Here is a 25,783-nt window from a genome sequence, read left to right as displayed (position 1 = left end):
GTCCCATGAGGGAGACGGACGACATGGCCCCGCGGGAGACGCCCGGCCCGGCCGACCGCACGCCGCCGCCCGCCCTGTGCAGCGGTCCCGCGCTCACCCGGGACCACCCGGTGCCCGCCGACGTCGGCCTGCTGCTGGCCGAAGCCGCGTCGAGGGCCCCGGACCGGGGCGTGCTGACGGTGGACGAGGACGGCCGGGCGGTGCTGGCCCCCTATCCGGAGCTGCTGGAGCGGTCCCGCGCCCTGCTCGCCGTCCTGCGCGAGCACGGCTGTGTGCCGGGCGACACGGTGGTCCTCCACGGCCTGGCCCTGCCGGACTTCTTCCCCTTCCTGTGGGCGTGCCTCGGCGGCGGGCTGGTGCCGCTGACGGTCGAGGCCGGCGCCGACGAGACGGCCCGGCTCCGGACGGCCGAGCGAACCGTCGAGGCCTGTGCGCTGCTCGACGGCCCCCGGCTGGTGACCGACGCGGCAGGCGCGGCGCGGCTCCGGGCCGCGGGGCTCGACGCCCGCGTCCGGCTGCTCGACGCCGACCGGTGCCGCCAGGAGGCGGAAGCCGTTCCCCGGCCGGTCGCCCGTGCCGGGCGCGCCCCCGCCGATCCGGCGTCGACGGCGCTGCTCATGCTCTCCTCGGGCAGCACCGGGCGCGCCAAGGTCATTCCGCTGACCCACGCCGGGCTGCTCGACTTCGTCCAGGGCTCGCGCGAGGCCCTGGGCTGGCGGACCGGCGAGACCACGCTCAACTGGCTGCCGGTGGACCACAGCGCCAGCCTGCTGCTCTACCACCTGCTGCCCGTGCACACCCGCAGCACCAACGTGCACGTCCCGCCGTCCCTGGTGCTCGGGGCCCCGCTGTCCTGGCTGGACCTGTGCGCGGAGCACCGGGTACGGCACACCTGGGCGCCCACCTTCGGCTACCAGCTGCTCCGAGGAGCCCTGGCCGAACAGCCCGGCCGCGACTGGGACCTGTCGGCCATCCGCACCCTCGTCAGCGGCGGGGAACAGATCCTGCCGGAGGTGGTGGACGCTCTGCTGGCCGCCACCGCGCCCTTCGGCGTGCCCGGCGACTGCTTCGTGGCGGGCTGGGGCATGTCCGAGACCTGCACCGGAATCACCTGGGGCAGATACGGGGAACCCGGAAGCGTCCAGCGCGTGGCGCTCGGGCCGGACGGGCGGGTCCGGCACCTGGACGCCCCGGCGCCGGAGGCTCTGCACCTGGTCGGCGTGGGACGCCCGGCACCGGGCGCCGACGTACGCGTCGTGGACGGCCGCGGGCAGGTGCTGCCGGAGGAGACCGTGGGCCGGCTCCAGGTGAGATCGGTGCGGATCACCCCCGGCTACCTGGGCGACGACGAGGCCAACTCCCTGGCCTTCCCCGGCGGGACCGCGCCGGGGGCCTGGTTCGACAGCGGTGACCTGGCCTACGTCAGCGGGGGCCGGGTCGTCATGACCGGGCGCCGGAAGGACATCGTCGTCCTCAACGGCGAGAACCACTACTGCCACGCGATCGAGGCCGTGGTGGCCACCGTGCCCGGGGTGTCCGGCACCGCCGTCGCGGTGTGCGGCGTCCCCGACCCGGCGTCGGGCAGTGAGGCGCTGGCGGTGTTCCTGGCCGGCGCGGACGGCGGGACCCCGGCGCCGGAAGCGATCACGGCGGTCCGCGCCGAGCTCGCCCGACGGCTGAGCCTGGTCGCGCGTCACGTCGTCGGGCTCACCGCCGCCGAGCTGCCGCGCACCTCCAGCGGCAAGATACGCCGGGCCGCCCTCGCCGCGCTGCTCCCCGCACGCGGCGGGGAGCCGGAGCGCCGGAGCGCCGCCGGAGCGGAGGCGGCGGCCGGCCCCGGCACGGTCGAGCGGGTACGGCGGGCGGTCCGCGAGGTGCTCGACGACGGGGCCGCCCTGGACGCCGCGCACGACCGTGTCCCGCTGCGCGAGCTGGGTGTCACCTCGGTGATGCTGGGACGGCTGAGCCGGCTCCTGCAACGGGAGTTCGCCCGTGAGCTGCCGATGTCCGCCCTGTTCGAGCATCACACCGTCGCGCGCCTGGCGGCCCACCTGGGCCCGGACCCGTCCGCACCGGCCCCCGCAGCACCGGCCCCTGACCCCGCCGGATCGTCGGCGCCCGGCACCCGGCGGCCCCCGCCCGCGACGGACGCCGGGGAGCCGGTCGCCGTCATCGGCATGGCGCTGCGCTTCCCCGGCGCCAGTGACCCGGACGGCTTCTGGGACAACCTGCGGCACGGCCGCAACCGTCTGACCACCTTCACCCCGGACCAGCAACGCGCCGCCGGACTCTCCCGCGCGGCGGTCACCGATCCCGCGCGACGGCCGGTGGCGGGCGCCCTGGACGGTGTCCACGCCTTCGACCCCCCGTTCTTCGGCATGAGCCCGTCGGAGGCCGCGCTCACCCACCCCGGCCACCGGCTGTTCCTGGAGTGCGCCTACGAGGCCCTGGAATCCGCCGGTCACGCCGAACCGCGTGACGGCGTCCGCATCGGTGTCTACGCCGGCTCCGGAATGAACCTGGTCGACTACCAGAGCGGGCACGAGCCTCCCGCGGAACGGGACCTCACCACGTCGATGCGGGCCGCGATCGGCGGTACGCCGGACTTCCTGGCGACGCGCGCGGCCTACCGGCTGGGCCTCACCGGCCCCGCCCTGTCGGTGCAGACGGCCTGTTCCACCTCGCTGGTCGCCGTGCACCTCGCCGTGCAGGCGCTGCGCAGCGGCGACGCGGACATGGCCCTCGCCGGAGCGGCGGCCGTCCACCTGCCGCAGGAGTCGGGGTACGTGTCCCACCCGGACGCGGTGCTGTCGCCGACCGGCGTCTGCAGCCCCTTCGACGCCGACGCGGACGGCACCGTGGGCGGCAACGGCGTCGCCGCCGTCCTGCTCAAGCCCCTGTCGGCGGCACTGGCCGACGGCGACCCCGTCCTGGGCCTGATCACCGGTACGGCCGTGAACAACGACGGCACCCGGAAGATCGGCTTCACCGCGCCCAGCGTCGACGGCCAGGTCGACGTCGTACGCACGGCGCTGCGGCGGGCCGGGATCACCGGCGACGACCTCGGATACATCGAGGCGCACGGCACCGGCACCCCGGTCGGCGACCCCGTCGAGTTCGCGGCGCTCTCCCGGGCACTGGCCGCCACCTCGACCAGGACCGGCCACTGCGCCGTGGGCTCGGTCAAGGGGGACATCGGGCACCTCGACACCTGCGCGGGCATGGCGGGGCTGATCAAGGTGCTGCTGATGCTCCGGCACGAGGTGGTCGTCCCCTCGGGGAACCTCCGCACCCCGAACCCGGCGCTCGGCCTCTCCGGCAGCCCGCTCCGCCTGGCCACCGCGTACGAGCCGCTGCCCCCGGCCCGCCCCGGCGCACCGCTGCGGGCCGGCGTGAACGCCCTGGGCGTCGGCGGGACCAACGCGTTCGTCGTCGTGGAGTCCGCACCCGCGGCGGCGGCGTCCGGCCGGAGCGCCGACCGCGGGAGCCGCCCCGTCGTCGTGCCGCTGACCGCCCCGACCGAGCAGGCGCTGTGCCGGCTCGCCGCCGAGGTCGGCGACTGGCTGCGGGCCCGTCCGGGCACCGGAGCCGCGGCCGTCGCGGCGAGTCTCGCGGCCCGGCCGGCGCGGTCCGTCCGGGCCGTGGCCGTCGTGGCGTCCGGCACCCAGTTGCTGGAGGCACTCGACGGGCTGGCCGCGGGGCCGCCGCGTGAGCGGGGTCCGCTCCACCGGACGGGACGACCGGGCCCGCCGGCCGGCACGGGTGTCGTGCTGGCGTACTCCGGGCAGGGGACCGCCGCGTACGGCATGGCCAGGGAGCTCTACGAGGCGATTCCCGAGGTGCGGGACGTCCTGGACCTCTGCGACCGGGTCCACGCCGACGAGCACGGCCCCGGGCTGCTGGAGGCACTGCTCCGGGGGGCCGCGGGCACCCCGCTGCCCGCCCGGCTCGCCCAACCCGCCCTGTTCGCCCTTCAGGCGGCGCTCACCGCGTACTGGCGGGCGCTCGGCGTCGTACCGGGACACGTGCTGGGCCACAGCCTCGGCGAGATCGCGGCACTGCACGCCGCGGGCGGCCTCTCCCTCGACGACGGGGTCCGGCTGACCGCCGCGCGGGGACGGCTGATGGCGGAGGGCACGGCGGAGGGCGCGATGCTGGCCGCGCGGCTCGGTGAGGCCGAGGCGCGGCGCGTCGCCCGAACCTGTGGGCTCGACATCGGCGCCCGCAACGGAGCCGACTCCGTGGTGCTGAGCGGAACCCCGGACGCGGTCGCGCACGCGGAGCGGCTGCTGCGGAGCGAGGACGTCCCCGCGCGCCGGCTGGCCGTGGACCGCGCCTTCCACTCGGCGCTCATCGACCCGGTCCTCGACCCGTACGCCCGGTCCGTCCGGGCGTGTGCGCTCGGCCGCCTGGAGGTCGCCCTGATCGACGGTACCGACGGCACCGTCCATCCGGCCGGTTCGACGATCACCCCCCGGCACCTGGTGGACCAGGCCCGCCGAACCGCACGGTTCGACCTCCAGCTCCGGTCGCTGTCCGGCACGGGCGCGCCGACCGTCGTCGAGGTCGGTCCGCGCGACGAGCTGACGGTCCTCGGCCGGAGGACCCTGCCCCACCTGCGGTGGATTCCCACCGTGGACCGCTCCGGCGACCCGGTGCGCTCGGCGCTCCTGGCGGCCGGTGAACTGTACTGCCAGGGCCATCCGGTGGACCTCGGCGTCAGCCGGACCTCCGTGCGCCGTGTGCCGCTGCCCACGACCCCCTTCCAGCGCCGTGACTTCCGGGACACCGACCTGCCCCGGGCGCCGCGCGAACGTCTCGAACAGCAAAGGGACACCGACATGCCCGACGAGTTCCTCACCTCCGTGACCACCCTGGCGGCGCGACACCTCGGACTGAGCCCGGACGACGTGGCGGCCGACACCGAGTTCATCGCGCTGGGCGGGGACTCGCTGACGCTGGTCGCTCTGGCGCGCGACGTGGAACGCGAGCACGGACTGCGCGTGCCGGTAAGGGAGTTGTTCGACACCTGGACGACCCCCCGCGCGCTGGCACAGGCCGTGGCCTCCTCGCGCTCCGACGCCGGGGCGGTACGGGACGGCGGCCCGCGATCCGAGGCTCGGGAACCTGAGGTCCGGATACCCGCCGTCCAGGAACCGCTGGTCCGGATACCCGCGGTCCAGGAACCTGCGGTCCGGATACCGGCGGTCCAGGAACCGCTGGTTCAGGATCCGCCGGTCCCGGAACAGGTGCTCCAGGGCGGCCCGGCCGTGCCGGAGCTGTCGGCGGCGGCCGGCACGGATGGCGTCGGCTCCCTCCTCCGTACGCAGTTGGAGGTGGTCGACAACATGGTCCGGCAGGTCACCGGCCTCCTGGAGCGCCAACTGGACGTGCTGCCCACGACCCTGCCCGTCCCTCCCGCCGCGCCGGCCCGACCGGCGGCCCTGGCGAAGAAGGCCGCAGCGCCGACGGCCGTAGCGCCGATGGCCGTAGCACCGACGGCCGTAGCACCGACGGCCGCAGCGGCCGGGGTCCCGACGGCCGGGGTCCCGGCGGTCAGGGTCCCCGCGCCCGGGGTTCCGGCGCCCGGGAAAGCTCCCGCGGCCCCGCCCCGGCGGCCGGCGGCCCGTGCCGGGGCCCCGAGGGCGGCCCTCGACTTCAGCCTCTACTTCTTCGGCGACTACCCGCACCACCAGGGCGCGGGCGGCTACGAGAACCTCCTGAACGCGGCGGAGTTCGCCGACCGCAACGGTTTCCACACCGTGTGGCTGCCCGAGCGGCACTTCCACTCCTTCGGCGGCCTCTTCCCCAACCCCTCGGTCCTCGCGGCGGCGCTCGCCACGCGCACCTCACGCGTCCGGCTGCACGCGGGGTCGGTGGTCCTCCCCCTGCACCACCCCATCCGGGTCGCGGAGGAGTGGGCCATGGTGGACAACCTCTCCGACGGCCGTGCGGGCGTGTGCGTCGCCTCCGGGTGGCACGCGCGGGACTTCGTCCTGGCGCCGGGCAACTTCGGCCGCCACCGGGAGCTGATGTACGAGCAGCTGGAGGACGTCCGTACCCTCTGGTCCGGCGGCCGGCTGTCCGCGGTCTCGGGAACGGGCGAGCCCACCGAGGTCACGCTGTACCCGCGTCCGGTGCAGGACGACATCCCCCTGTTCGCCGCGGTGGTCGACAACCCCGAGAGCTACCGTCGCGCCGCGCTCCAGGGCCTGGGCATCGTCACCAACCTGATGTCCCAGAGCGTGGCGGAGCTGGCGGGCAACATCGCCCTCTACCGGCGCACGCGGGAGGAAGGCGGCCTTGATCCCGCCGGCGGCCGGGTGGTGGTGCTGCTGCACACCTACCTGGGAGAGGACCTCGCCGAGGCGCGCGAGGAGGCCGCCGCTCCCTTCGTCTCCTATCTGCGGTCGTCGCTGTCGCTGTTCGACCGGATGGCCAACAGCCTCGGGCTGGACGCCGATCTGGAACGTACGGCGCCGGAGGACGTCGACTTCCTGCTGCGGCGCGCGTACGAACGCTACTGCGAGAGCCGGGCGTTGATCGGCACGGTCGGGAGCAGCGCGCCGATCGTGGAGGCCGTGCGCGACGCGGGGGCCGACGAGATCGCGTGCTTCGTCGACTTCGGCATGGCGCCGGAGCTGATGGCGGCGGGCCTGCCGCTGATCCGCGAGCTGAACGAGCGGCAGGCTGCCGGGGGCGCCGGAACCCCCGCCGTGCCCTCCACGGTGACGCCGGCCGTCCGGCCCGCCGTCCCTGTCCCTTCCTCTGCTCCTCGACCCGCCACCGCTTCCGGGGCCGTACGCGCCGCGGGCGTGCCGGTCCCCGCGGCGCAGCGCCGCCTGTGGCTGCTGGAACAGATGTACCCGGGGAGCAACGACTACCACGAGCCGAAGGGCATACTCCTGACCGGGCGCCTGAACCACGGTGCGCTGCGGGACTCCCTCGACCGGGTCGTCGCCCGCCATCCGCAACTGCGGGCCGTCTTCCGCGAGAGCGACGGCGAGGTACGCCGCTTCGACCGGCCCGCCGCCCCGGTGCCCTGTCCGGTCATCGACCGGGAGGGCGTCCCGGTGGAGGAGGCGCTCGCCGAGGCGGTGCGGGCGGAACGGCACACCGTGTTCGACCTGGCCCACGGCCCGCTCCTGCTCGCGCGCCTGATCCGGCTCTCCGACGAACAGCACCTGCTGTACCTCCACGCGCACCACATCGTCTTCGACTCGTTCTCGACGCGGGTGTTCGTCCGGGACCTGGGCGCCTGCTACCGGGCCTGGCCCGGACTGCCCACCGGTCTTCCTCCGGTGCCGGTCGGCGGCGTGCGGTCGCCGGGGGCCGACGGCCGGGAGGACGGGCTCGCCTTCTGGGTGGAGGAGCTGCGCGGCGCGCCTCCGCTCGAACTGCCCACCGACCGCCCGCGCTCCGCGCAGGCGGCGGGTCGGGGCGCCCATCTCGTCCACGAGTTCGGCCGGGACCTGGCCGACCGGCTCTCGGCGTTCGCCCGCGATCAGGGAGCCACGCCGTTCATGGTGCTCGTGGCGGCCGTGGGCGCGGTCCTGGGCAGGATGAGCGGGCAGGAGGACGTGCTGCTCGGGACGGCGGTGACCAACCGGCCCGCGGGGACGGAGGACGCGGTCGGTCTCTTCGTGGACACCGTGGTGCTGCGGGTCGATCTCTCCGGCGAGCCGGGCTTCGGCGGTCTGGTCCGCAGGGTGCGGGAGCGCAGCACCCGTGCGTACGAGCACCAGGACGTCTCGTTCGACGACCTGGTGACCGCGCTCAACCCGCCCCGGGTGGCCGGGGCGAACCCGCTGTTCCAGGTGATGGTGGAGTACGAGAAGCACTCGGGCACGGAGTTCGCGGAGCCGGCGGTCCGGGCCGAGATCCTCGACGTGCCCAGCGACCGGGCGCCGTTCGACCTGACCCTGTACCTCGCCCGGCACGACGACGGGCTGCGCTGCACCGTGGAGTACCGCGCGGACCTCTACGAGGAGGCCACCGTGCGGCGGATGCTCGACTACGTCGCGCGGGCCCTGGAGCGCGGCTGCGCGGATCCCGGTGTCCGGCCGGCCGGCCTGACGGCCCTCACCGAGGCGGACCGGGATCTGCTCGCCGGCTGGCAGGGCGCGGCGGCCGCGGAGGCGCCGGCCACGCTGCACGGACTCGTCCGGGACCAGGCACGCGCCACACCGCACGAGCCCGCGGTCATCGACGGCGACGCGGTCCTCACGTACGCGGAGCTGGACGCCGCCGCCGACAGGCTGGCGCGCGTGCTCGCCGGCCGGGGGGTCGGCCGGGGCGACATCGTCGCCGTCGGGATGGCGCGCGGAGCGGGTCTCGTCGTCGCCCTGCTGTCCGTGCTCAGGGCGGGAGCGGCCTACCTCCCTCTGGACCTGGCCGTGCCGACGGCCCGGCTGGAGCACTTCGTCGCCGACAGCGAGGCCGTGCTGGTCGTCAGCGACGCCGACTTCCGCGAGGCGCATCCGGGGCTGGAGGGCCTGACGGAGCACCTGCACGCCGACGACGCCGCGCTCACCCTCGACGGGACCCCCGCGAGCGCTTCCACGAATCCCACCGATGCCACCAAGTCCACCGACGCCACCGACGCCGCCGGCCCCGCCGGGTGGCCCGGCGCCCAGGACGACATCGCCTACCTCATCTACACCTCGGGCTCGACCGGCCGTCCCAAGGCCGTGCGGGTTCCGCACCGCGGGCCGGTCAACCTGGTGCGCTGGCACCTGCGCGAGAACGAGCCGTTGCGTACCGCGCAGTGGACGTCGGCGGGGTTCGACGTCAGCGTCCAGGAGATCTTCACGACGCTGGCCTCCGGCGCCGCGCTCGTCACCGTGCCGGACGAGGCGCGACAGGACCCCGCCGTCCTGGAGAAGCTCCTCGACCGGCACCGGGTCGAACGGCTCCACCTCCCCTCCACGCCTCTGAAGTACGTGACCGGGTACGGGCTGCGCGTGCCCTCCCTGAAGGAGGTGTGCGCGGCCGGTGAGCCCCTCCAGGTCACGCCCGGGCTGCGCGCCTTCCTGGACGCCCACCCGGGGCTGCGGCTCTTCAACCAGTACGGTCCGACCGAGGCGTCGGTCATCGTCACGTCGCACGAGGTGACGGAGCGGGACGGGGAGCCCGTGCCGATCGGGCGGCCCATATCCGGGGTCACGACCCATGTGCTCGACGCGGCGGGGGGCCACCTTCCGGTGGGAGCCGTCGGTGAGCTCCACATCGGGGGCGAGGCGCCCGCCGCGGGATATCTCGGCGACCCGGCGCTCACGGCCGAGCGGTTCGTCACCCACCCGCTGCTGCCGGGCGAGCGGCTGTTCCGGACCGGGGACCTCGTGCGCCGACGCGGCGACGGGGTGCTGGAGTTCGTCGGGCGGCTCGACGACCAGGTGAAGGTGCGCGGCCACCGGGTGGAGCCCGGCGAGGCCCGGGCCGCGCTGTGCCGCCTGGACGGCGTGCGGGACGCCGCCGTGACGGTGCGGACCGACGAGAGGGGGGAGAACACCCTGGTGGCCCATGTGGTCCTCACCGGTGAACCGGCCGGAGGGACCGACTGGGCCGACCCCCTGCGCGCCGCGCTCAGAGCGGTGCTGCCGGACTACCTCGTACCGGAGCGGTGGGTGCGGGTGCCCAGGCTGCCGGTGGGGCCGAGCGGCAAGATGGCCGTCGACCGGCTGCCGGAACCCGCGCCGCCCGTCCCCGGTGCCGACGCGCCCGACGGGACCGAGCAGGTGCTGCACGACCTGTGGTGCGACGAACTGGGCGTCGCGTCCCTGCCCGGCGACCGGTCCTTCTTCGACCTCGGCGGCAACTCGCTGCGGGCCGTGCGGGTTCTCACGCGGGTCCGCGACGCGTTCGGCGTCCAGTACCCGATGGCCGACTTCGTACGGGAACCGACCCTGCGGGCGATGGCGCGCGGGCTGTCCCGGCTCACGAAGGGCCCCGGGAGCCGATGACGGTGACCACAGGGCCGCGCCCCGGGTCACCGGGTGTCCGCGGGCGCGCCCTCGTCCCGGCCCTCGCGTCGTGCGGCACCTCGGTCTCCCTCATGAACACCCTGCCCGTGCCGATGCTCCCCCGGCTCTCCGAGGTCCTCCACACCTCGCCGTCGAACGCCTCCTGGGCCGTCACCGCGACCCTGCTCGCCGCCGCTGTCTGTACGCCGATCAGCGGGCGGCTGGGGGACATGTACGGCAAGCGGAGGGTCATGCTGTGGTGCCTGTCCCTGATGGTCGCCGGCTCGCTGCTGTGCGCCCTGGCCGACTCGGTCCTCGTGCTCGTCGTCGGCCGGGCCCTCCAGGGCACCGGGGCGGGCATCCTGCCGCTCGGCCTGAGCGTCATGCGGGACGAGGTCGCCCCGGAGCGGCTGGGCCGCGCCCTGGCCCTGATGAGTTCGTCGGTCGGGCTCGGCGGCGCCCTGGGGTTTCCGCTGGCCGCCTTCATGGCGCAGTACGTCGACTGGCACGCCGTCTACTGGCTGGCGACCGTGACGAGTGTGGCCAACCTCCTGCTGGTCCGCTGGTGCGTGCCCGCCTCCCCCCGCGCGACGGGCGGCAGGTTCGACCACGTGGGCGCGTTCGGTCTCACCGTCGTGCTGACCCTGCTCCTGCTGGGGATCTCACGGGGGACCGAGTGGGGCTGGACCGGTCCGTACACGCTCGGCGCGTTCGGCGGTGCCGCGGTGATCGGCTGGGTGTGGGTGCACCACCAACTCCGGCGCCCGGAGCCTCTGGTCGATCTGCGCGCGTCCGTGGGGACGTCCCTGCTCGCCACCCATGTCGCCGCGCTGCTCGTCGGCTTCTCCATGTTCGCGCTGTCGATGATCCTTCCTCAGATCCTCCAGCTCTCCCGCGCGACGGGGTACGGCTCCGGACTCTCCATGGTGAGCGCCGGATTCTGCCTGGCGCCCGCGGGCGTGGTGATGATGCTGCTCTCGCCCCGGGCGGCGGGGGCCTGCGCGCGGTGGGGGGCCCGGTCCACGCTGGGCTGCGGCGCCGCGGTCATGGGGCTCGGCTACGCGGCCGGAATCCCGCTGTGGGGCGGGGTCTGGGGGGTGGTCGCCGTATCGGTCGTCGTCGGGGCGGGACTCGCCTTCGCCTTCGCCGCGATGCCGGCCCTGATCGTGGCCGACGTCCGGCCCGAGCAGACGGCGGCGGCCAACGGCCTCAACACGCTCATGCGCTCCATCGGCATGACGGTGTCCAGTGCCGTCATGACCGAGATCCTGTCCCGCGACTGGGACGCCGCGTCGGTCGCCGGGGCGGCGTCGCTCGTACCGTCCGCGGCCGGCTTCCGGACGGCCTTCGCCACGGCGGCCCTGGCAGCGGTGGCAGCGGCCGCGCTGACGCCGGCGCTCCGGAGGCGACGGGGTGCCGGCGGCTCTCCGGCGCGGTGAACCCTCACCGGCCGCTGCCGCCGTTCCACCACGTCTCCGCCGGGTTTCTCTACAGTTCTCGGCCAGTTCTGTAGAAAAGAGCCCCACCGCCACTTCTTGTCGCGGCAGTTACGGCTGCGCCAGAGTTCGAGGCGCGGCGACAGGAACATGTCATCGCCGCCGGGCAGTGTCCATGGAACACGTCGCGCTTCCCCAGGCGCGGTGTGGCCACCCCCCCCCATTGTCTGGACGCTTGCCTGCGTAGCGGAAGGAATCGCGTGAAGCACAGCAGGAAGAAGAACGCGCGCAGATCCGTCGTGGCCGCCTCGATCGGCGTCCTCCTGTCGGCCGGAGTCGCCACGGGAGCCTATGCCGGTACGACGTCGGAGCCCTCGGCCCCCTCGGCTCCGGTGTACCAGCCGGAGATGGTGAAGGCGCTCGCCACCACCCTGGGCGTCAGCGAGAAGGCCGCGGTGCGGCGGCTGGACCGCGAGGCCGACCAGCAGGACCGGTTCGCGGAGCTGCGGAAGGACCGGGTCGACACGCTCGGGGCCTTCTTCGCCGAGGACGGTTCGCTGGTCGTCAACGCCGCCGACGCCGAAGCGGCGAAGGACGTCCGGGCGGCGGGGCTCAAGGTCCGCGTCCCCGAGCGCGGCGAGAGCGAGCTGGACCGGATCAAGGCGCGGCTCGACGCCGAGGCGCTCGGGAGCGCCCCGGCCGGGGTGTCCGCGTGGTCGGTCGACCTCGCGTCGGACACCGTGACCGTCGAGGTCAACGGCGACTCCGACGCCGCGACCCGCAGCTTCCTCAAGGCGGCGAGGAGCAACGGCGACGCCGTACGCGTCGTGAAGGGCCAGGAGAAGCTGGAGACCCAGGCCGTCGTCCCGCCCGGCAGCCGGATGACCTTCAACGGCTATCTCTGCTCCGTCGGTTACGGCGCCAAGGACCGCGGCGGCAAGCAGGTGCTCGTGACCGCCGGGCACTGCATCGAGGACCTGCCCGCGCTGGCCTACAACGGCACCCGGTTCGCCAAGGGCACCCACACCCGGTTCGCGCTGGGCACCCGCAGCGTCGACATGGGCATCGCCTCCGTCGACGCGGGCCACTCGATCGGCCTCGACGTCACCACGTACGGCAGGGCCGGCACCGTCCCGGTCAGGGGCAGCAAGCGGGCCCCGTCCGGCGCGGCGCTCTGCAAGTCCGGCCAGACCACCAACTGGACCTGCGGCAAGGTCGGCTCGTACAACGTCAGCGTCACCTACACCGACCAGAACGGCGGCCCGGACACCGTCGTGACCGGCCTGGCGAGCTCCAGCGTCTGCACCCAGGGAGGGGACAGCGGAGGCGCGTACATCTCCGGTGACCAGGCCCAGGGCATGACGTCCGGCGGTCCCAGCAACCAGCGCTGCAACGGCCAGGTCAACTCGCCCGGCTCCTCCTACTTCCAGCCGCTCGACGACGCCCTCGCGTACTACGGGCTGACGCTCAACACCAAGTAGCCGGACGACGGATCCGGACCGGCCGAAGGCCACCCCCCACGCGGGAGGCCGTCCACTCATCCTGGGCGGTCTCCCGTTCCACCTGTTCCCGTCCCGTAGTCCCACGCCACCCCGTGGACGCCGGGCTTGCACCGGGAGGTGAGCACGTGGACGTCGTGCGCATCGCTCAACGGGATGCGCCGCCGGGCGCGGGGCGGGTCGCCGACCTTCTCCCGGACGTAGCGGTGGCAGTCCGACGGCAGGGCGCCGGGATGGAAGAAGACCTGCTGGAGGTATTCGTGGAGATTGGTCCGCGACCAGCGCTCGTAGTGGGTGGCAGGCATCTCGGACGGGCTCACCTCGACCGCGTAACTCACCACCGTCGTGTCCAGTTTGGCCAGCTCCCGGCCGAAGTGGATCTCCAGCACCAGGGACTTGAGCCCCTTCAGGTAGGTGGCCTCGGCGAGGCGTCCGCAGCTGACCCTGATGTCGACCGGTTCGGCCGCCTCGTCGTCGAAACTGAGCACGAAGATCGCCCGGTCGGCCCCCGCCCGGCTGGCCCGCAGCACGTTCGTGGTGGAGATCGCGCTCAGGGTGCCGCTCTCTCCCATCCTCACGATGTCGTGGACCATCAGGGAGCTGGTCTCCTGGTTGAAGTGGCGGAAGCGCGCGCCGAGCGCCTTCTCCACCACGGAGTCCTCGCCGAGGATCTGGAGCGCCGCGCCCTCCGCGCCGGGCGGCGTGATCCGGCCGCGCGGGCGGCGCGGTCCGAGCAGCGAGCGCAGGGCTCCGGCGGGCAGTTCCAGGATCTCCTCCAGCACGTCCACCGCCCGCAGGGACCGGGCCCGTTCGGGCTGGCTGCGGCCGCGCTGCCAACTGCTGAGGGTGGCCTGGCTGATGGCGATGCCCCGCACCCTGAGCCGTTCGCTCACCCGTTCCAGGGAGAGCCCGCGGCGGTTCAGAGCCTCCCGCAGGACCCCGGGGAAGGTGTCGGCGCCGGTCGCCGCCGCGTGCAGGGCCGAGGCGGTGATGGCCTCGCCCGTCCGCGCCGCGGTGGCGTGGGCCTCGGTGACCTGCGCCTCGGTGTCCGTATCGCTCGACATGTCCCTCCCGTTCCCGGCACTCTCTCGGCGGGACGGCCTACGGGCCCCCGCATACTGGTTGACCACCGGACGGGGGACGGATAACAAAACCCTCAGGGGTGACCTGTCCCACATCCCGGTGCGGACCGAACGAAGGGCGTGAACGACGTGGACAGCATCGCTCTGGTCATCGCGGCGCGGGAGGGCGACCGGGCCGCCGGGGACCGGCTGGCCGCCCAGTACCTCCCCCTGGTCTACAACGTCGTCGGGCGCGCCCTCAACGGCCATCCGGACGTGGACGACGTGGTGCAGGAGACCATGCTCCGGGCGCTGTCCGGGCTGCCCTCGCTGCGCGATCCGTCCCGTTTCCGGTCCTGGCTCGTCGCCATCGCCATGAACCAGGTCCGCAGCCGCTGGTCCGGTCTCGGCCATCGCCCCGCCCCGCTGGAGGCGGCCGAGGAGCCCGCCGACCCCGCCGCCGACTTCGTCGACCTGACGATCCTGCGCCTCGAACTCTCCGGCCAGCGGCGCGAGACGGCCGAGGCCACCCGCTGGCTGGACGACTCCGAGCGCGACGTGCTGTCCCTGTGGTGGCTGGAGACGACCGGCGACCTCACCCGGCCCGAACTCGCCGAGGCGCTCGGCCTCTCCCCGCAGCACGCCGCCGTACGCGTCCAGCGGGTGAAGAACCAGCTCGACGTCGGCCGCGCGGTCGTCCGGGCCCTGGCGTCCGACCCGCGCTGCCCGGCCCTCCAGGACCTGCTGGGCGACTGGGACGGTACGCCGACGCCGCTGTGGCGCAAGCGGATCGCCCGCCATGTACGGGGCTGCGCCTCCTGCTCCGACGGCAGTGCGGGGCTGGTTCCGCCGGAGGGGCTGCTCTCCGGGCTCGCCCTGGTGGTGCCGCTCTACGACAGCGGGCAGCAGGCGGCGGTGGCCTTCGCCTCGTCGGCGGCCCCGGCCGCCGCGTCCGCGACCGCCTCCGCGCCGCTCGCCTCCGGCCCTGCCGCCTCCGGCCCCTCCGCCGCCTTCTCGGCCGGGAAGGCGGCGGGGCTCATAGCCGGCGCGGCCGCCGTGACGGCCCTGGCCGTACTGATCTGGCCCTCCGCCCCCGCTCCGCCCGAAGCCCGGGGCGGGGGAGGAGTCACGCGCAGCCCCTCGGCCCCGCCGCCCGCGGCCGCCCCCGCCGAGCCGCTCCCCACGCCCACCACGGCCCCGCCCTCGCCGACGCCGAGCCGCACCGCCGCCACCCGGCCGCCCAGCGCCGCCCCGTCGCCCTCCGCTCCGCCCGAGCCCGCCGAGCCGCGCCCCCGCCCGGAAGCGGGCGTGGTCACCCGGGTCAACAGCCTGCGCGCCGCGAACGGCTGCCCGGAGCTGGAGACGGACCCCCGGCTGACCGAGGTGGCCCAGCGGCACTCCGAGGACATGGCCGCGCACGGCTACTTCGACCACACCGACTCCTCGGGCCGGGGCGCGGGCGACCGGGTCGACGCCACGGGCTACGACTGGTCGGCCGTCGGGGAGACCATCGCGACCGGCACGAGCGATCCGGCCGCGGTCGTCGAGGAGTGGCGCGACAGCCCGGGCCGCGACGACGACATCTTCAACTGCGACTTCGTCCATGTGGGCGTGGGCATCGCCGACTCCCCGCGCGGCCCCTACTGGACCCAGGTGCTGGCCACCCCGCGCTGAGCGGCCGGGCCGACTGTCAGTGGCGGGTGCCAGACTCGGTCGGCATGGAGAGCAGCGTGCATCTCAGGGATGTCGAACCAGCGGACCTGGAGTTCTTCCTCGCGTACGAGCACGACCCGGAGGCGGTCCGGAGATCGCGCTTCCCGCCCCGGGAGCGGGAGGCGTTCATGGCGCACTGGACGTCGAAGGTGCTGGGGGACCCCGCCAACCTCGTGCAGACGGTCGTCGTGGACGGCGCCACGGCGGGGAACATCGTGGCCTGGTGGGACGGCGAGCGGCGCACAATCGGCTACTGGCTCGGCCGTCCGTACTGGGGCCGGGGCATCGGCACCCGTGCGCTGACCGCGTTCCTGGAGCGGGAGACGGCACGCCCGTTGTACGCGGACCCCGTCGCCGGGAACACCGGCTCGGTACGCCTGCTGGAGAAGTGCGGGTTCACGGCGACCGGCACCGAGCGGCACGGCGAGAACGAGCACGTGGTCCTGGTGCTCGGCGGGAGCGCCTGAGCGACCGCCCCGCCGGACGGGCCGGCTCCCCGGGACCCGGGGAGCCGGATCAGGCGCCGGGCCGCTGGAGCGGCTTGGCCATGCAGATGCTGCTCTCGTACTCCCGGTAGTGGCCGAACTTCTCGCACACCGTGTAGCCGCTCGACGCGTACAGCGCGATGGCCTCGGGCTGCTGGTCGCCGGTCTCCAGGACCATCCGGACGCGGCCCGCGTTGCGCGCGTCCTCCTCCAGGGCGGCCAGCATCCGCCGGGCCAGGCCCCTGCCGCGCCCTTCGGGTATCACGAACATCCGCTTGATCTCGGCGTCGCCGTCCCAGTAACCCTCGGCGTTGCGGTCCTGGGTCCGCCAGCCACCGGTCGCCACGGGTCGGTCCTGCTCGTCGTAGGCGAGCAGGTACAGGCCGCGCGGCGGAAGGAACATCGAGGGGTCGAGCGGTGTGAGATCGCCCCCATCGCCGTAGCGCTCGTCGTATTCGAGCTGCACCTGGTCGTTGAGTTTGACGGCGTCGGGGTGGTCGAACGGACGTGTCTGAATAATCATGCTAAATATCGTACATCTATGCGTAGGGGTGGAGTGGGTACTGTTCCTGGATGCTCACCGTTACCAGCGTGAATGTTAATGGGCTCCGCGCCGCCGCCAAGAAGGGCTTCGCCGAGTGGCTGGCGGGGACCGACGCCGATGTGGTCTGCCTCCAGGAAGTGCGGGCCGAGCTCGCCCAGCTGCCCGAAGGTGTGGGCACCCCTGAAGGGTGGCACACCGTCCACGCGCCCGCCGCCGCCAAGGGCCGCGCCGGCGTCTCGCTCTACGCGCGGCAGGCCCCCGAGCGGGTCCAGATCGGCTTCGGCGGCTTCGGGGTCGCCGGGGCGGAGGAGTTCGACACGAGCGGCCGGTATGCGGAGATCGACCTCCCCGGTGTCACCGTCGCGAGCCTGTATCTGCCCTCCGGCGAGGTCGGCACCGAGCGCCAGGACGAGAAGGAGCGCTTCATGGCCGCCTTCCTGCCCTACCTCCAGGGGCTGAAGGCGCGGGCCGCGGCGGACGGCCGTGAGGTCGTGGTGTGCGGCGACTGGAACATCGCCCACCAGGAGGCGGACCTGAAGAACTGGAAGGCCAACCGCAAGAGCTCCGGCTTCCTCCCCGAGGAGCGCGCCTGGCTGACCCGGGTCCTGGAGGAGGCCGCGTACGTGGACGTCGTGCGGGCGCTGCACCCGGACGTCGAGGGGCCGTACAGCTGGTGGTCGTACCGGGGGCGGGCCTTCGACAACGACAGCGGCTGGCGCATCGACTACCAGATGGCGACCCCGGGGCTGGCCGGGCGCGCGGTGAAGGCGTGGGTGGAGCGGGCGGCCACGCACGGCGAGCGCTGGAGCGACCACGCCCCGGTGACGGTCGTCTACGAGCGGTAGTCCCCCGGGGCTCCGGGGTCCCGGAGTCCGGAGCCCCGTGGCTTCGGAGCCCCGCACGGCGTGTGCGTCAGTCGGACTTCGGGGGCTGGGTGCCGTCCTCGCGGCGCAGCCTCCGGTCGAGGGCCATGGACAGCTCGGCGTCCACCACCGCGCGGGCCAGTGGCCGGAGTTGGGCCGGTTCGGCTTCCTTGGTGTGGGCATGCAGCACGCGTACGAAGATCTCGGCGAGCGCGTCCGCGTGCTCGCGTACGCGGCGGCCCGAGGAGAGCACCGTGGACAGCGGCACCCCTTCCCGTACGAGCTCGGCCGACACCTCCAGGAGGCGGCGGCTGATGTGCACGATCTCGTCCCCGTCGGTGGCGAGATAGCCCAGGTCCAGTGCGGTGGCGAGGTTCTCCGGCGTGACCTCGCCCTCGAAGTAGTCCGCGAGCTGCTCCGGGGTGAGGCGGACCGGGGTCTCCTCGGTCGGTTCGCCCAGGCCCAGCACCTCGGCGACGTCCCGGCCGCTCTCGAAGGTGGCGGCCAGGTCGGCGATGCCGTTGAGGGTGTGGCCGCGCTCCAGCAGGCCCGCGATGGTCCGCAGCCGGGCCAGGTGGTGGTCGTCGTACCAGGCGATACGGCCCTCGCGGCGAGGCGGTGGGATCAGCCCGCGCTCCCGGTAGAAGCGCAGGGTCCGCACGGTGATGCCGGCCTCCTCGGCCAGCTCCTCCATGCGGTATTCGCGGTGCTCGCGTCCTTCGGCCACAGGGGCACCCTATGTTGTACCGCCGGTAACTTTCCTCGGTCCGCCCCCTACCCATCAGTACGGACCTCCTCTACTCTCCGAACAATGCCAGTGATTGCTGGCAGAGTCGTGTGACGTACCGCGGGAGGCGGCAGCATGGCCCAGCAGGAGCATGTACGTGTGGCGGTGATCGGAACCGGATTCGGGGGCCTGGGGGCCGCCGTACGGCTGCGCCGCGAAGGCATCACCGATTTCGTCGTCCTGGAGCGGGCCGGCTCGGTGGGCGGCACCTGGCGCGACAACAGCTATCCCGGCTGCGCCTGCGACGTGCCGTCCCACCTCTATTCGTTCTCGTTCGCCCCCAACCCCGACTGGCCGCGCACCTTCTCCGGGCAGCAGCACATCCGGGCCTACCTGGAGCGCGTCGCCGACACCTTCGGGCTCCGCCCGCACATCAGGCTGAACCACGAGGTGAAGCTGATGACCTGGGACAAGGAGAACCTGTACTGGGTGATCGAGTCCGTCGACGGGGCCGTGCTCCACGCGGACGTCGTCGTCTCCGCCACCGGGCCGCTCTCCGACCCGAAGACGCCCGACATACCCGGGCTCGACTCCTTCCCCGGCAAGGTCTTCCACTCCGCGCGCTGGGACCACGACTACGACCTCGCGGGCAAGCGCGTCGCGATGGTCGGCACGGGCGCGTCGGCGATCCAGATCGTCCCGGCGATACAGCCGAGGACCGCGAAGCTCACGCTCTTCCAGCGCACCCCGCCCTGGGTCATGCCGCGCATGGACCGCGTCATCAGCAAGGCCGAGCGGGCACTGCACCGGGCCGTCCCCGTCACCGGCACGGCGCGCCGCGGACTGCTGTGGGGCATCAGGGAGTTGCAGGTCAGCGCCTTCACCAAGCACCCCGACCAGCTGGGCCTGGTCGAGAGGATCGCCAAGTCCAACATGGCGCGGGCCGTCAAGGACCCGGCCCTGCGGGCCAAGCTGACCCCCGGCTACCGCATCGGCTGCAAGCGGATCCTGCTCTCCAGCACCTACTATCCGGCCCTCGCCCAGCCGAACGTGGACGTCGTCGCCTCCGGGCTCAGCGAGATACGCGGCTCCACGGTGGTCGCCGCCGACGGGAGCGAGGCGGAGGTCGACGCGATCATCTTCGGCACCGGCTTCCACGTGACGGACATGCCGATCGCGGAGCGGGTCGTCGGCGAGGAGGGCATCACGCTCGCCGAGTCGTGGAAGGACGGGATGAACTCGCTGCGCGGTGCGACCGCGGCCGGGTTCCCCAACTGGATGACGATCATCGGCCCCAACACCGGGCTCGGCAACTCCTCCATGATCCTGATGATCGAGTCCCAGCTGAACTACATGGCCGACTATCTGCGGCAGTTGAACGTGCTGGGCGGACGCGCCGCGCTCGGCGCCCGCTCCGCCGCCGTCACCGCGTGGAACGACCGGGTCCAGCAGCGGATGAAGCGCACGGTGTGGAACACCGGTGGCTGCACCAGCTGGTATCTGGACGAGGCGGGCCGCAACACCACCGTCTGGCCCGGCACCACGGGTGAGTTCCGGCGGCAGACGCGTTCGGTGGACCTCGCGGAGTACGACGTCGTCCGGGCCGGTGCGGCGGGCGGGACGGGACGGGCCGCCGGGAGCGGGCGCGTCCCCGAACAGCCCGGCCGCGCCGACCGCGAGACCGTGACCGCCACGTCCGGCACGGCTTCCGGCGCCGGTTCCGTCGCCGAGGAGGCCGCGCGATGAGCCGCCTCCTGCACCGCGACTCCGTACCGCCGGTGCCCTCGGCCGAGCTGACCGCGCGCTCCGCCGACGGCTCGCGGCTCCACGTCGAACTCCACGGCCCCGAGGACGCCCCGGCGGTCGTCCTGGCCCACGGCTGGACCTGCAACACCCGTTTCTGGGACGCCCAGATACGCGACCTGGCCGCCGACCACCGGGTCATCGCCTACGACCAGCGCGGCCACGGGCTCACCCCCGAACCCGGCCCCGGCGGCTACAGCACGCACGCGCTGGCCGACGACCTCGAAGCGGTCCTCGCCGCGACGCTCGCCCCGGGCCGCCGGGCGGTGCTCGCCGGGCACTCCATGGGCGCGATGACGATGATGGCCGCCGCCGCGCGCCCCGGACTGCGCGAGCACGCCGCCGCCGTGCTGCTCTGCTCCACCGGCAGTGCGCTGCTGGCCGCCGAGGCGCGCGTCCTGCCGCTGCGCGCGGGTGCGCTGCGGACCCGGCTCACCACCGCCGTACTGGGCGCGAGGGCACCGCTCGGGCCGGTCACCCCGGTCTCCAGGAAGGTCCTCAAGTACGCCACGATGGGAGCCGGTTCGGCGCCCGGCCGGGTCGACGCGTGCGCCCGCATCGTGCACGCCTGCCCGCGCCGCGCGAGGGTGGAGTGGGGCCATGTGCTCGCCGGCCTCGACCTCACGGCGGGCGTGCGGGAGCTGCGGGTGCCGACCGCGGTGATCGCCGGCACGGACGACCGGCTGACCCCGCCGGTCCACGCGCGGGCCATCGCGGCCGCGCTGCCCCTCGGGCTCGGGCTGACCGAGCTGGCGGGCATGGGGCACATGACGCCGGTGGAGGCCCCGGAGGCCGTCACGGCGAGGATCAGGGAGCTGGTCACCCGGTACGTCTCCACGGGGACGGCCGCCCAGGGGAAAGCCGCCACGGCGGAGAAGGAGGATGTCGCATGAGCGGCAAGCGGAGTCTGGAGGGACAGGTCGTCGTCGTCACCGGCGCGGCCCGGGGCGTGGGCGAGCTGCTGGCCCGCAAGCTGTCGGCGCGCGGTGCGACGCTGGCCCTCGTCGGCCTGGAGCCGGACGAGCTGAAGCACGTCTCCGAGCGGCTGCACGGCGAGAGCGACCACTGGTTCGCCGACGTCACCGACCACGAGGCGATGGCCCGGGTGGCGGGCGAGGTCAAGGAGCGCTTCGGCAAGGTCGACGTCGTCGTCGCCAACGCGGGCGTCGCCGCGGGCGGCCCGTTCGTCGACTCCGACCCGGACGCCTGGCGGCGGGTCATCGAGGTCAACCTCATCGGGGGCGCGGTCACCGGGCGGGCCTTCCTGCCGGTGCTGATGGAGAGCCGCGGCTACTTCCTCCAGATAGCGTCGCTGGCCACGATGACCCCGGCCCCGATGATGACCGCGTACTGCGCGTCCAAGTCGGGCGTCGAGGCCTTCGCGCACTGCCTGCGTGCCGAGGTCGGCTACAAGGGCGTCAAGGTCGGCGTCGGCTACCTCTCCTGGACCGACACCGACATGGTGCGCGGCGCGGACCAGGACGACGTGATGCGCGAGCTGCGGCAGCGGCTGCCGTGGCCGCTGAACCGTACGTACCCGCTCGGCCCGGCCGTCGACCGGATCGTGGACGGGATCGCGCGGCGCTCCCCGCACGTGTACGCCCAGTGGTGGCTGCGCGGGATGCAGTCGGTCCGCGGCTATCTCCCGTCCGTCACCGCGATCGGCGGGCAGCGCGAGATGCGGCGGTTCGAGTCACGGCTGCACACGGTGCCGAAGGGGCTGGTGGGGGCCGGGGGAGCGGCGGACCAGGACGCCCGCGCGGAGCGTGCTGACCGTACGTAGCGGTACGAAATGCGTGGGATGTCGGGCCGTGCAACGCTGGGCGAGGCCCCGCGGGGGGCCGTCCCCCACGTACCTCACGCATCCCACAGGAGTGAACGGCATGGGTATCGCAGACCAGTTCAAGGACAAGGCGCAGGAGCTCGCCGACCAGGCCAAGCAGAAGGCCGGTCAGGGCGGGGACCAGGCCCAGGACCGGGCCTCCCAGGGCCGTGACCAGGAGTCGGATTCCTCCTCGGGCGTGAAGGACCGTGCCCGGGACGCGAAGGACCAGGCGCGCGAGCGTTTTGACCGTTGACGGTCATCGAGGTGTGACGCGTGCGTGCTGCGGTTCGCGCGTGCGTACGCGTCGCTCCAGGAGGCGCACCCGGGCGACCGGGTGCGCCTCCTCCGTGTGCGCCACCTCTCGGCGTGACCCCGGGGGCCCCGCCCCGGGTCACCGCGGCGGCAGCGGCGGACGCCGCAGGTCCGGCGCCGTGTCGTAGGACGGCGGCGTCGCCGCCGGGTGCGCGGCCAGCAGCTCCAGGGCCAGGCGGACCGCGTCGTCCAGGACCGCGTACCGGCCCTCCGCCCAGTCCAGCGGGGTGCGCAGGGCCTCCACGTCCGGTTCCACGCCGTGGTTCTCCACCGACCAGCCGTACGTGTCGAACCAGGCCGCGTTCATCGGGACCGTGATCGACGTGCCGTCGCCCAGGCGGTGGCGGCCGGTCATGCCGACCACACCGCCCCAGGTGCGCTGGCCCACCACCGGGCCCAGCTTCAGCAGCCGGAACGCGGCGGTGATCATGTCGCCGTCGGAGGAGGTCGCCTCGTCGGCCAGGGCGACCACCGGGCCGCGCGGCGCGTTGGAGGCGTAACTCACCGCCTGGGCGTTGCGGGTCAGGTCCCAGCCGAGGATCCTGCGGGTGAGCTTCTCCACGACCAACTCGCTGATGTGGCCGCCCGCGTTGCCCCGTACGTCCACGATCAGGGCGGGGCGGGACACCTCCAGGCGCAGGTCGCGGTTGAACTGGGCCCAGCCGGAGCCGCCCAGGTCGGGGATGTGCAGGTAGCCGCACTTGCCGCCGCTCAACTCCCGTACGACCTCGCGGCGTTTGGCCACCCAGTCCTGGTAGCGCAGCGGGCGTTCGTCGACCAGGGGCATGATCGCCACCCGGCGCGACGGGCCCCCGCCCGCCGGGGAGAAGGTCAGCTCCACCGTCGTGCCGCCCGCCGCCGTCAGCAGCGGGTACGGGCCCGCCACCGGGTCCACCGGGCGGCCGTCGACATGGGTGAGGACCGCGCCCTCCCTGATCCCCGTACCCGCCAGCGGCGAACGGGCCTTGGAGTCCGAGGAGTCGCCGGGCAGGATGCGCTGGAGGGTCCACGCCCCGTCCCGGCAGACCAGGTTGGCGCCCAGCAGGCCGATCGCGCGCTGGTAGTGCGGCGGGCCCTCGTTGCGGCGGGCCGGGGAGACGTACGCGTGCGAGGTGCCCAGCTCGCCCAGCACCTCGCGCAGCAGATCCGCGAACTCGTCGGGTGACGCGACCCGTTCGACCAGGGGGCGGTACTGGTCCAGCACCTCGCGCCAGTCGATGCCGCACATGTCCGGCTCCCAGAAGTAGGAGCGGATGATCCTCCCCGCCTCGCCGTACGCCTGCCGCCACTCCGCGCCCGGATCGACCTCGTGCAGGATGCGGCGCAGGTCCAGATAGACCGTGGAGTCGCTGTCGCCCGGTTCGGTCGCGGGCACGGCGCGCAGTTCGCCGTCGTCCATCACGACGAGCCGGGACGCGTCGCCGCTGACCGCGAACCAGTCGAGGTGGTCGACCAGTTCGGTCCTGCGGGCCTTCGCGATGGTGAAGTGCTCCAGCGTCGGACGCCCCGACATGTCGGCCGGGTTCGCGAACGTCTCGCCCAGCGCCCCCGAGATCGGCCAGCGCAGCCAGACGAGACCGCCGCCGCTCACCGGGGCCAGCGCCGAGTACTTGGAGGCGGAGACCGGGAACGGTGTCACCCGGCTCTCCAGCCCCTCGAACTCGACCATGACCGTGGACCCCTCCGTCGTACCGCCCTCCGGCACGTCCACCGGGTCCAGGCCGCCCGCCGCCGGACGTCCGTCCGGGGAGAGCGCGAAGGGGGAGGGCGTCGCCGAGGAGAGCGGGACCAGGTACGGGCGGCAGCCGAGCGGGAAGGACAGGTCGCCGGTGTGGACGTCGTACACCGGGTCGAAGCCGCGCCAGGAGAGGAAGGCGAGGTAGCGGCCGTCCTCCGTGAAGACCGGGTTCTCGTCCTCGAAGCGGCCGTTGGTGACGTCGACGATCACCGGGGCGCCGGGCCCGGAGATCCGGGCCAGCTTGATCTGCCGCAGCGAGCGGCCGATGCCCGGGTGCGACCAGGTCAGCCAGTCGCCGTCGGGGGAGAAGGCGAGGTCGCGCACGGGCCCGTTGACCGAGCGGATCAGCTCGGTGAGGCCGGGGTGCTCGTCGATCGGCGTGGCACTGCCCGGGGCCGCCGCGCCCGTGGCCGCGTGCAGGTCGGCGCGGGTCGAGCCGCTGGGGGCCTGCTCCGCGGCTTCCGGAGCTTCTGCCGCCGGTTCCAGGGGCTCCCGTTCCAGGGGCTCCGGTTCCAGGGGCTCCGCCTCCCCTTCCTCCGTGTCCAGGAGCAGCAGGCGGCCGTCGTTCGACGCGAGGGCGAGGCGCTCGCCGTCCGGGTCGGAGACCATCTCCTGGACCCGGCCCAGCAGCCCGGAGGCCAGCCTGCGCGGGGGCCGGTCGCCGCTGGCGCGCGGCAGGTAGGCGATCTCGACCGCGTCGGGGCCGTCCGCGTCGGTGACGTACGCGACCCGGCCGCCGCTGCCGAGCATCTCCGGCAGCCGCACCCGGACGCCGGGGGTGTCGGCGATGGTGCGGGCGGGGCCGTCGCGGTGGGTGAGCCAGTAGAGGCTGCCGCGTACGGTGACGGCGCTGGCCCGGCCCGTCTCGTCGACGGAGAGCGAGTCGACGTTGCTGGCGGCGGGCACCTGGTGGACGCGCCGGCCGGTGCGCGGGCCCCCGAGGCGTACCTCCAGCTTGCGCGGGGTGGCGTCGGGCGACTCCAGGTCCTCGACCAGCCACAGCTCGCCCGCGCACTGGTAGATCACCCGGTGGCCGTCGCTGGAGGCGTTCCGGGCGTAGAAGGCGTCGTGGTCGGTGTGCCGGCGCAGGTCGGTGCCGTCCATCAGGCAGGAGTAGAGGTTGCCGACGCCCTCGTGGTCGGAGAGGAACGCGATGCGGCGGCCGACGAACATCGGGTTGGCGAGGTGGCCGCCGATGTCCGGGAGCAGGCGTTCGCCGTGCAGCCACAGGCGGCCCATGGCCCCGCCCCGGTAGCGCTTCCAGGCGGCCGGTTCGTGCGGGGGCGTGCCGGTGAGCAGCAGGGTGCGGCGCTCGCCGTCGATGTCGGCGACCGCGATGTCGGAGACCGGGCCCCAGGGGAGCCTGCCGCCGGGGCCGCCGTCGGTGGGGACGCTGTAGGCCCAGGAGAAGTACGAGAACGGCTGGTTGTGCGAGGACACGGCGAGGATCTGGCAGGCGTCGCCCGGATCGGGGCTCCAGCCGCAGACCCGGGCGTCGGTCGAGCCCCAGTGGGTGAGCCGGCGGGCCGGGCCGCCGTCCACCGGGGCGAGGTGGATCTCGGGGTCCAGGGTGCGCCAGGTCGTGTAGGCGAGGGAGGAGCCGTCGGGCGAGAAGCGCGGATGGCTGACCCGGGTCCGGTCCACGGTCACCCGCCAGGCCCGTCCGGGGCGGTGCCCGGCGGGAGCGAGGGGCGCGACCCAGAGGTCGTCCTCGGCCGCGAAGCACAGCAAGTCCTGGTGAAGGTGCGGGAAACGGAGATACGCGACGTCGTCACTCACCCCCCAATGTTTTCGGTGCGCGGGGCCCGGGGCAAC

14 protein-coding genes are annotated in these 25,783 nt (G+C 74.0%); 10 read left to right on the top strand and 4 right to left on the bottom strand.

Annotated elements, in window-relative coordinates; translation table 11 throughout:
- Positions 1-5: 5 nt before the first annotated feature.
- From OG245_RS14760 to OG245_RS14750, 3 genes are all read left to right on the top strand, one after another.
- Entirely contained in the window at positions 6-9,962 is a 9,957-nt protein-coding gene (locus OG245_RS14760) for an amino acid adenylation domain-containing protein (RefSeq protein ID WP_371623977.1), read from the top strand.
- Positions 9,959-11,401, top strand: a complete 1,443-nt coding sequence (locus OG245_RS14755; protein ID WP_371623976.1) for an MFS transporter — start codon at positions 9,959-9,961, stop codon at positions 11,399-11,401. Before OG245_RS14760 ends, OG245_RS14755 begins: the two co-directional genes overlap by 4 nt.
- A 257-nt stretch (positions 11,402-11,658) precedes the next feature.
- The gene (locus tag OG245_RS14750) at positions 11,659-12,879 is read left to right on the top strand and encodes a S1 family peptidase (protein WP_371623975.1); all 1,221 of its coding nucleotides are present in this window, start codon (positions 11,659-11,661) and stop codon (positions 12,877-12,879) included.
- 56 nt (positions 12,880-12,935) lie between these two features.
- Here the strand turns inward: OG245_RS14750 and OG245_RS14745 are convergent, their stop codons facing one another.
- Positions 12,936-13,961, bottom strand: coding sequence for a multiprotein-bridging factor 1 family protein (locus tag OG245_RS14745; protein ID WP_371623974.1), 1,026 nt, complete (start codon positions 13,959-13,961; stop codon positions 12,936-12,938).
- A gap of 138 nt (positions 13,962-14,099) precedes the next feature.
- Here OG245_RS14745 and OG245_RS14740 point away from each other — a divergent pair, with 138 nt between their 5' ends.
- Both OG245_RS14740 and OG245_RS14735 read left to right on the top strand, forming a co-directional pair.
- The gene (locus tag OG245_RS14740; protein WP_371623973.1) at positions 14,100-15,632 is read left to right on the top strand and encodes a sigma-70 family RNA polymerase sigma factor; all 1,533 of its coding nucleotides are present in this window, start codon (positions 14,100-14,102) and stop codon (positions 15,630-15,632) included.
- Positions 15,633-15,676: 44 nt separating this feature from the next.
- Positions 15,677-16,138, top strand: a complete 462-nt coding sequence (locus tag OG245_RS14735) for a GNAT family N-acetyltransferase (protein WP_371623972.1) — start codon at positions 15,677-15,679, stop codon at positions 16,136-16,138.
- Between the two features lie 49 nt (positions 16,139-16,187).
- Here OG245_RS14735 and OG245_RS14730 read toward each other — a convergent pair whose 3' ends face one another.
- The gene (locus OG245_RS14730) at positions 16,188-16,679 is read right to left on the bottom strand and encodes a GNAT family N-acetyltransferase (protein ID WP_371623971.1); all 492 of its coding nucleotides are present in this window, start codon (positions 16,677-16,679) and stop codon (positions 16,188-16,190) included.
- Between the two features lie 50 nt (positions 16,680-16,729).
- On the opposite strand from OG245_RS14730, the gene OG245_RS14725 reads away from it, so the two are divergent.
- Positions 16,730-17,545, top strand: a complete 816-nt coding sequence (locus OG245_RS14725) for an exodeoxyribonuclease III (RefSeq protein WP_371623970.1) — start codon at positions 16,730-16,732, stop codon at positions 17,543-17,545.
- 67 nt (positions 17,546-17,612) lie between these two features.
- Here OG245_RS14725 and OG245_RS14720 read toward each other — a convergent pair whose 3' ends face one another.
- Positions 17,613-18,257 carry a MerR family transcriptional regulator gene (locus OG245_RS14720; RefSeq protein WP_371627890.1) on the bottom strand — a complete coding sequence of 215 codons (645 nt, stop codon included), beginning with the start codon at positions 18,255-18,257 and terminating at the stop codon, positions 17,613-17,615.
- A gap of 168 nt (positions 18,258-18,425) precedes the next feature.
- Here OG245_RS14720 and OG245_RS14715 point away from each other — a divergent pair, with 168 nt between their 5' ends.
- From OG245_RS14715 to OG245_RS14700, 4 genes are all read left to right on the top strand, one after another.
- Positions 18,426-20,036, top strand: coding sequence for a flavin-containing monooxygenase (locus OG245_RS14715; protein ID WP_371623969.1), 1,611 nt, complete (start codon positions 18,426-18,428; stop codon positions 20,034-20,036).
- On the top strand, positions 20,033-20,986 hold the full coding sequence (locus OG245_RS14710; protein WP_371623968.1) for an alpha/beta fold hydrolase: 954 nt from the start codon (positions 20,033-20,035) through the stop codon (positions 20,984-20,986). Before OG245_RS14715 ends, OG245_RS14710 begins: the two co-directional genes overlap by 4 nt.
- Positions 20,983-21,876, top strand: coding sequence for an SDR family oxidoreductase (locus tag OG245_RS14705; RefSeq protein WP_371623967.1), 894 nt, complete (start codon positions 20,983-20,985; stop codon positions 21,874-21,876). Before OG245_RS14710 ends, OG245_RS14705 begins: the two co-directional genes overlap by 4 nt.
- A 100-nt stretch (positions 21,877-21,976) precedes the next feature.
- Positions 21,977-22,171 carry a hypothetical protein gene (locus OG245_RS14700; RefSeq protein WP_371623966.1) on the top strand — a complete coding sequence of 65 codons (195 nt, stop codon included), beginning with the start codon at positions 21,977-21,979 and terminating at the stop codon, positions 22,169-22,171.
- Positions 22,172-22,309: 138 nt separating this feature from the next.
- Here the strand turns inward: OG245_RS14700 and OG245_RS14695 are convergent, their stop codons facing one another.
- Positions 22,310-25,747 (bottom strand): S41 family peptidase, encoded by a 3,438-nt coding sequence (locus tag OG245_RS14695; protein ID WP_371623965.1) that lies wholly within the window; start codon positions 25,745-25,747, stop codon positions 22,310-22,312.
- Positions 25,748-25,783 lie beyond the last annotated feature (36 nt).

The sequence above is a fragment of the Streptomyces sp. NBC_01116 genome, assembly GCF_041435495.1.
GTDB lineage: Bacteria > Actinomycetota > Actinomycetes > Streptomycetales > Streptomycetaceae > Streptomyces.
Note: the sequence above shows the minus strand (reverse complement) of the source record. Positions and strands in the feature narration are given on the sequence as shown.

What these genes read in the sequence shown, in the direction of transcription:
- OG245_RS14760 (WP_371623977.1), top strand. Translation starts at nt 6, where the DNA reads ATGAGGGAGACGGACGACATGGCCCCGCGGGAGACGCCCGGCCCGGCC.
- OG245_RS14755 (WP_371623976.1), top strand. Translation starts at nt 9,959, where the DNA reads ATGACGGTGACCACAGGGCCGCGCCCCGGGTCACCGGGTGTCCGCGGG.
- OG245_RS14745 (WP_371623974.1), bottom strand. Translation starts at nt 13,961, where the DNA reads ATGTCGAGCGATACGGACACCGAGGCGCAGGTCACCGAGGCCCACGCC.
- OG245_RS14735 (WP_371623972.1), top strand. Translation starts at nt 15,677, where the DNA reads ATGGAGAGCAGCGTGCATCTCAGGGATGTCGAACCAGCGGACCTGGAG.
- OG245_RS14730 (WP_371623971.1), bottom strand. Translation starts at nt 16,679, where the DNA reads ATGATTATTCAGACACGTCCGTTCGACCACCCCGACGCCGTCAAACTC.
- OG245_RS14725 (WP_371623970.1), top strand. Translation starts at nt 16,730, where the DNA reads ATGCTCACCGTTACCAGCGTGAATGTTAATGGGCTCCGCGCCGCCGCC.
- OG245_RS14720 (WP_371627890.1), bottom strand. Translation starts at nt 18,257, where the DNA reads ATGGAGGAGCTGGCCGAGGAGGCCGGCATCACCGTGCGGACCCTGCGC.
- OG245_RS14715 (WP_371623969.1), top strand. Translation starts at nt 18,426, where the DNA reads ATGGCCCAGCAGGAGCATGTACGTGTGGCGGTGATCGGAACCGGATTC.
- OG245_RS14710 (WP_371623968.1), top strand. Translation starts at nt 20,033, where the DNA reads ATGAGCCGCCTCCTGCACCGCGACTCCGTACCGCCGGTGCCCTCGGCC.
- OG245_RS14705 (WP_371623967.1), top strand. Translation starts at nt 20,983, where the DNA reads ATGAGCGGCAAGCGGAGTCTGGAGGGACAGGTCGTCGTCGTCACCGGC.
- OG245_RS14700 (WP_371623966.1), top strand. Translation starts at nt 21,977, where the DNA reads ATGGGTATCGCAGACCAGTTCAAGGACAAGGCGCAGGAGCTCGCCGAC.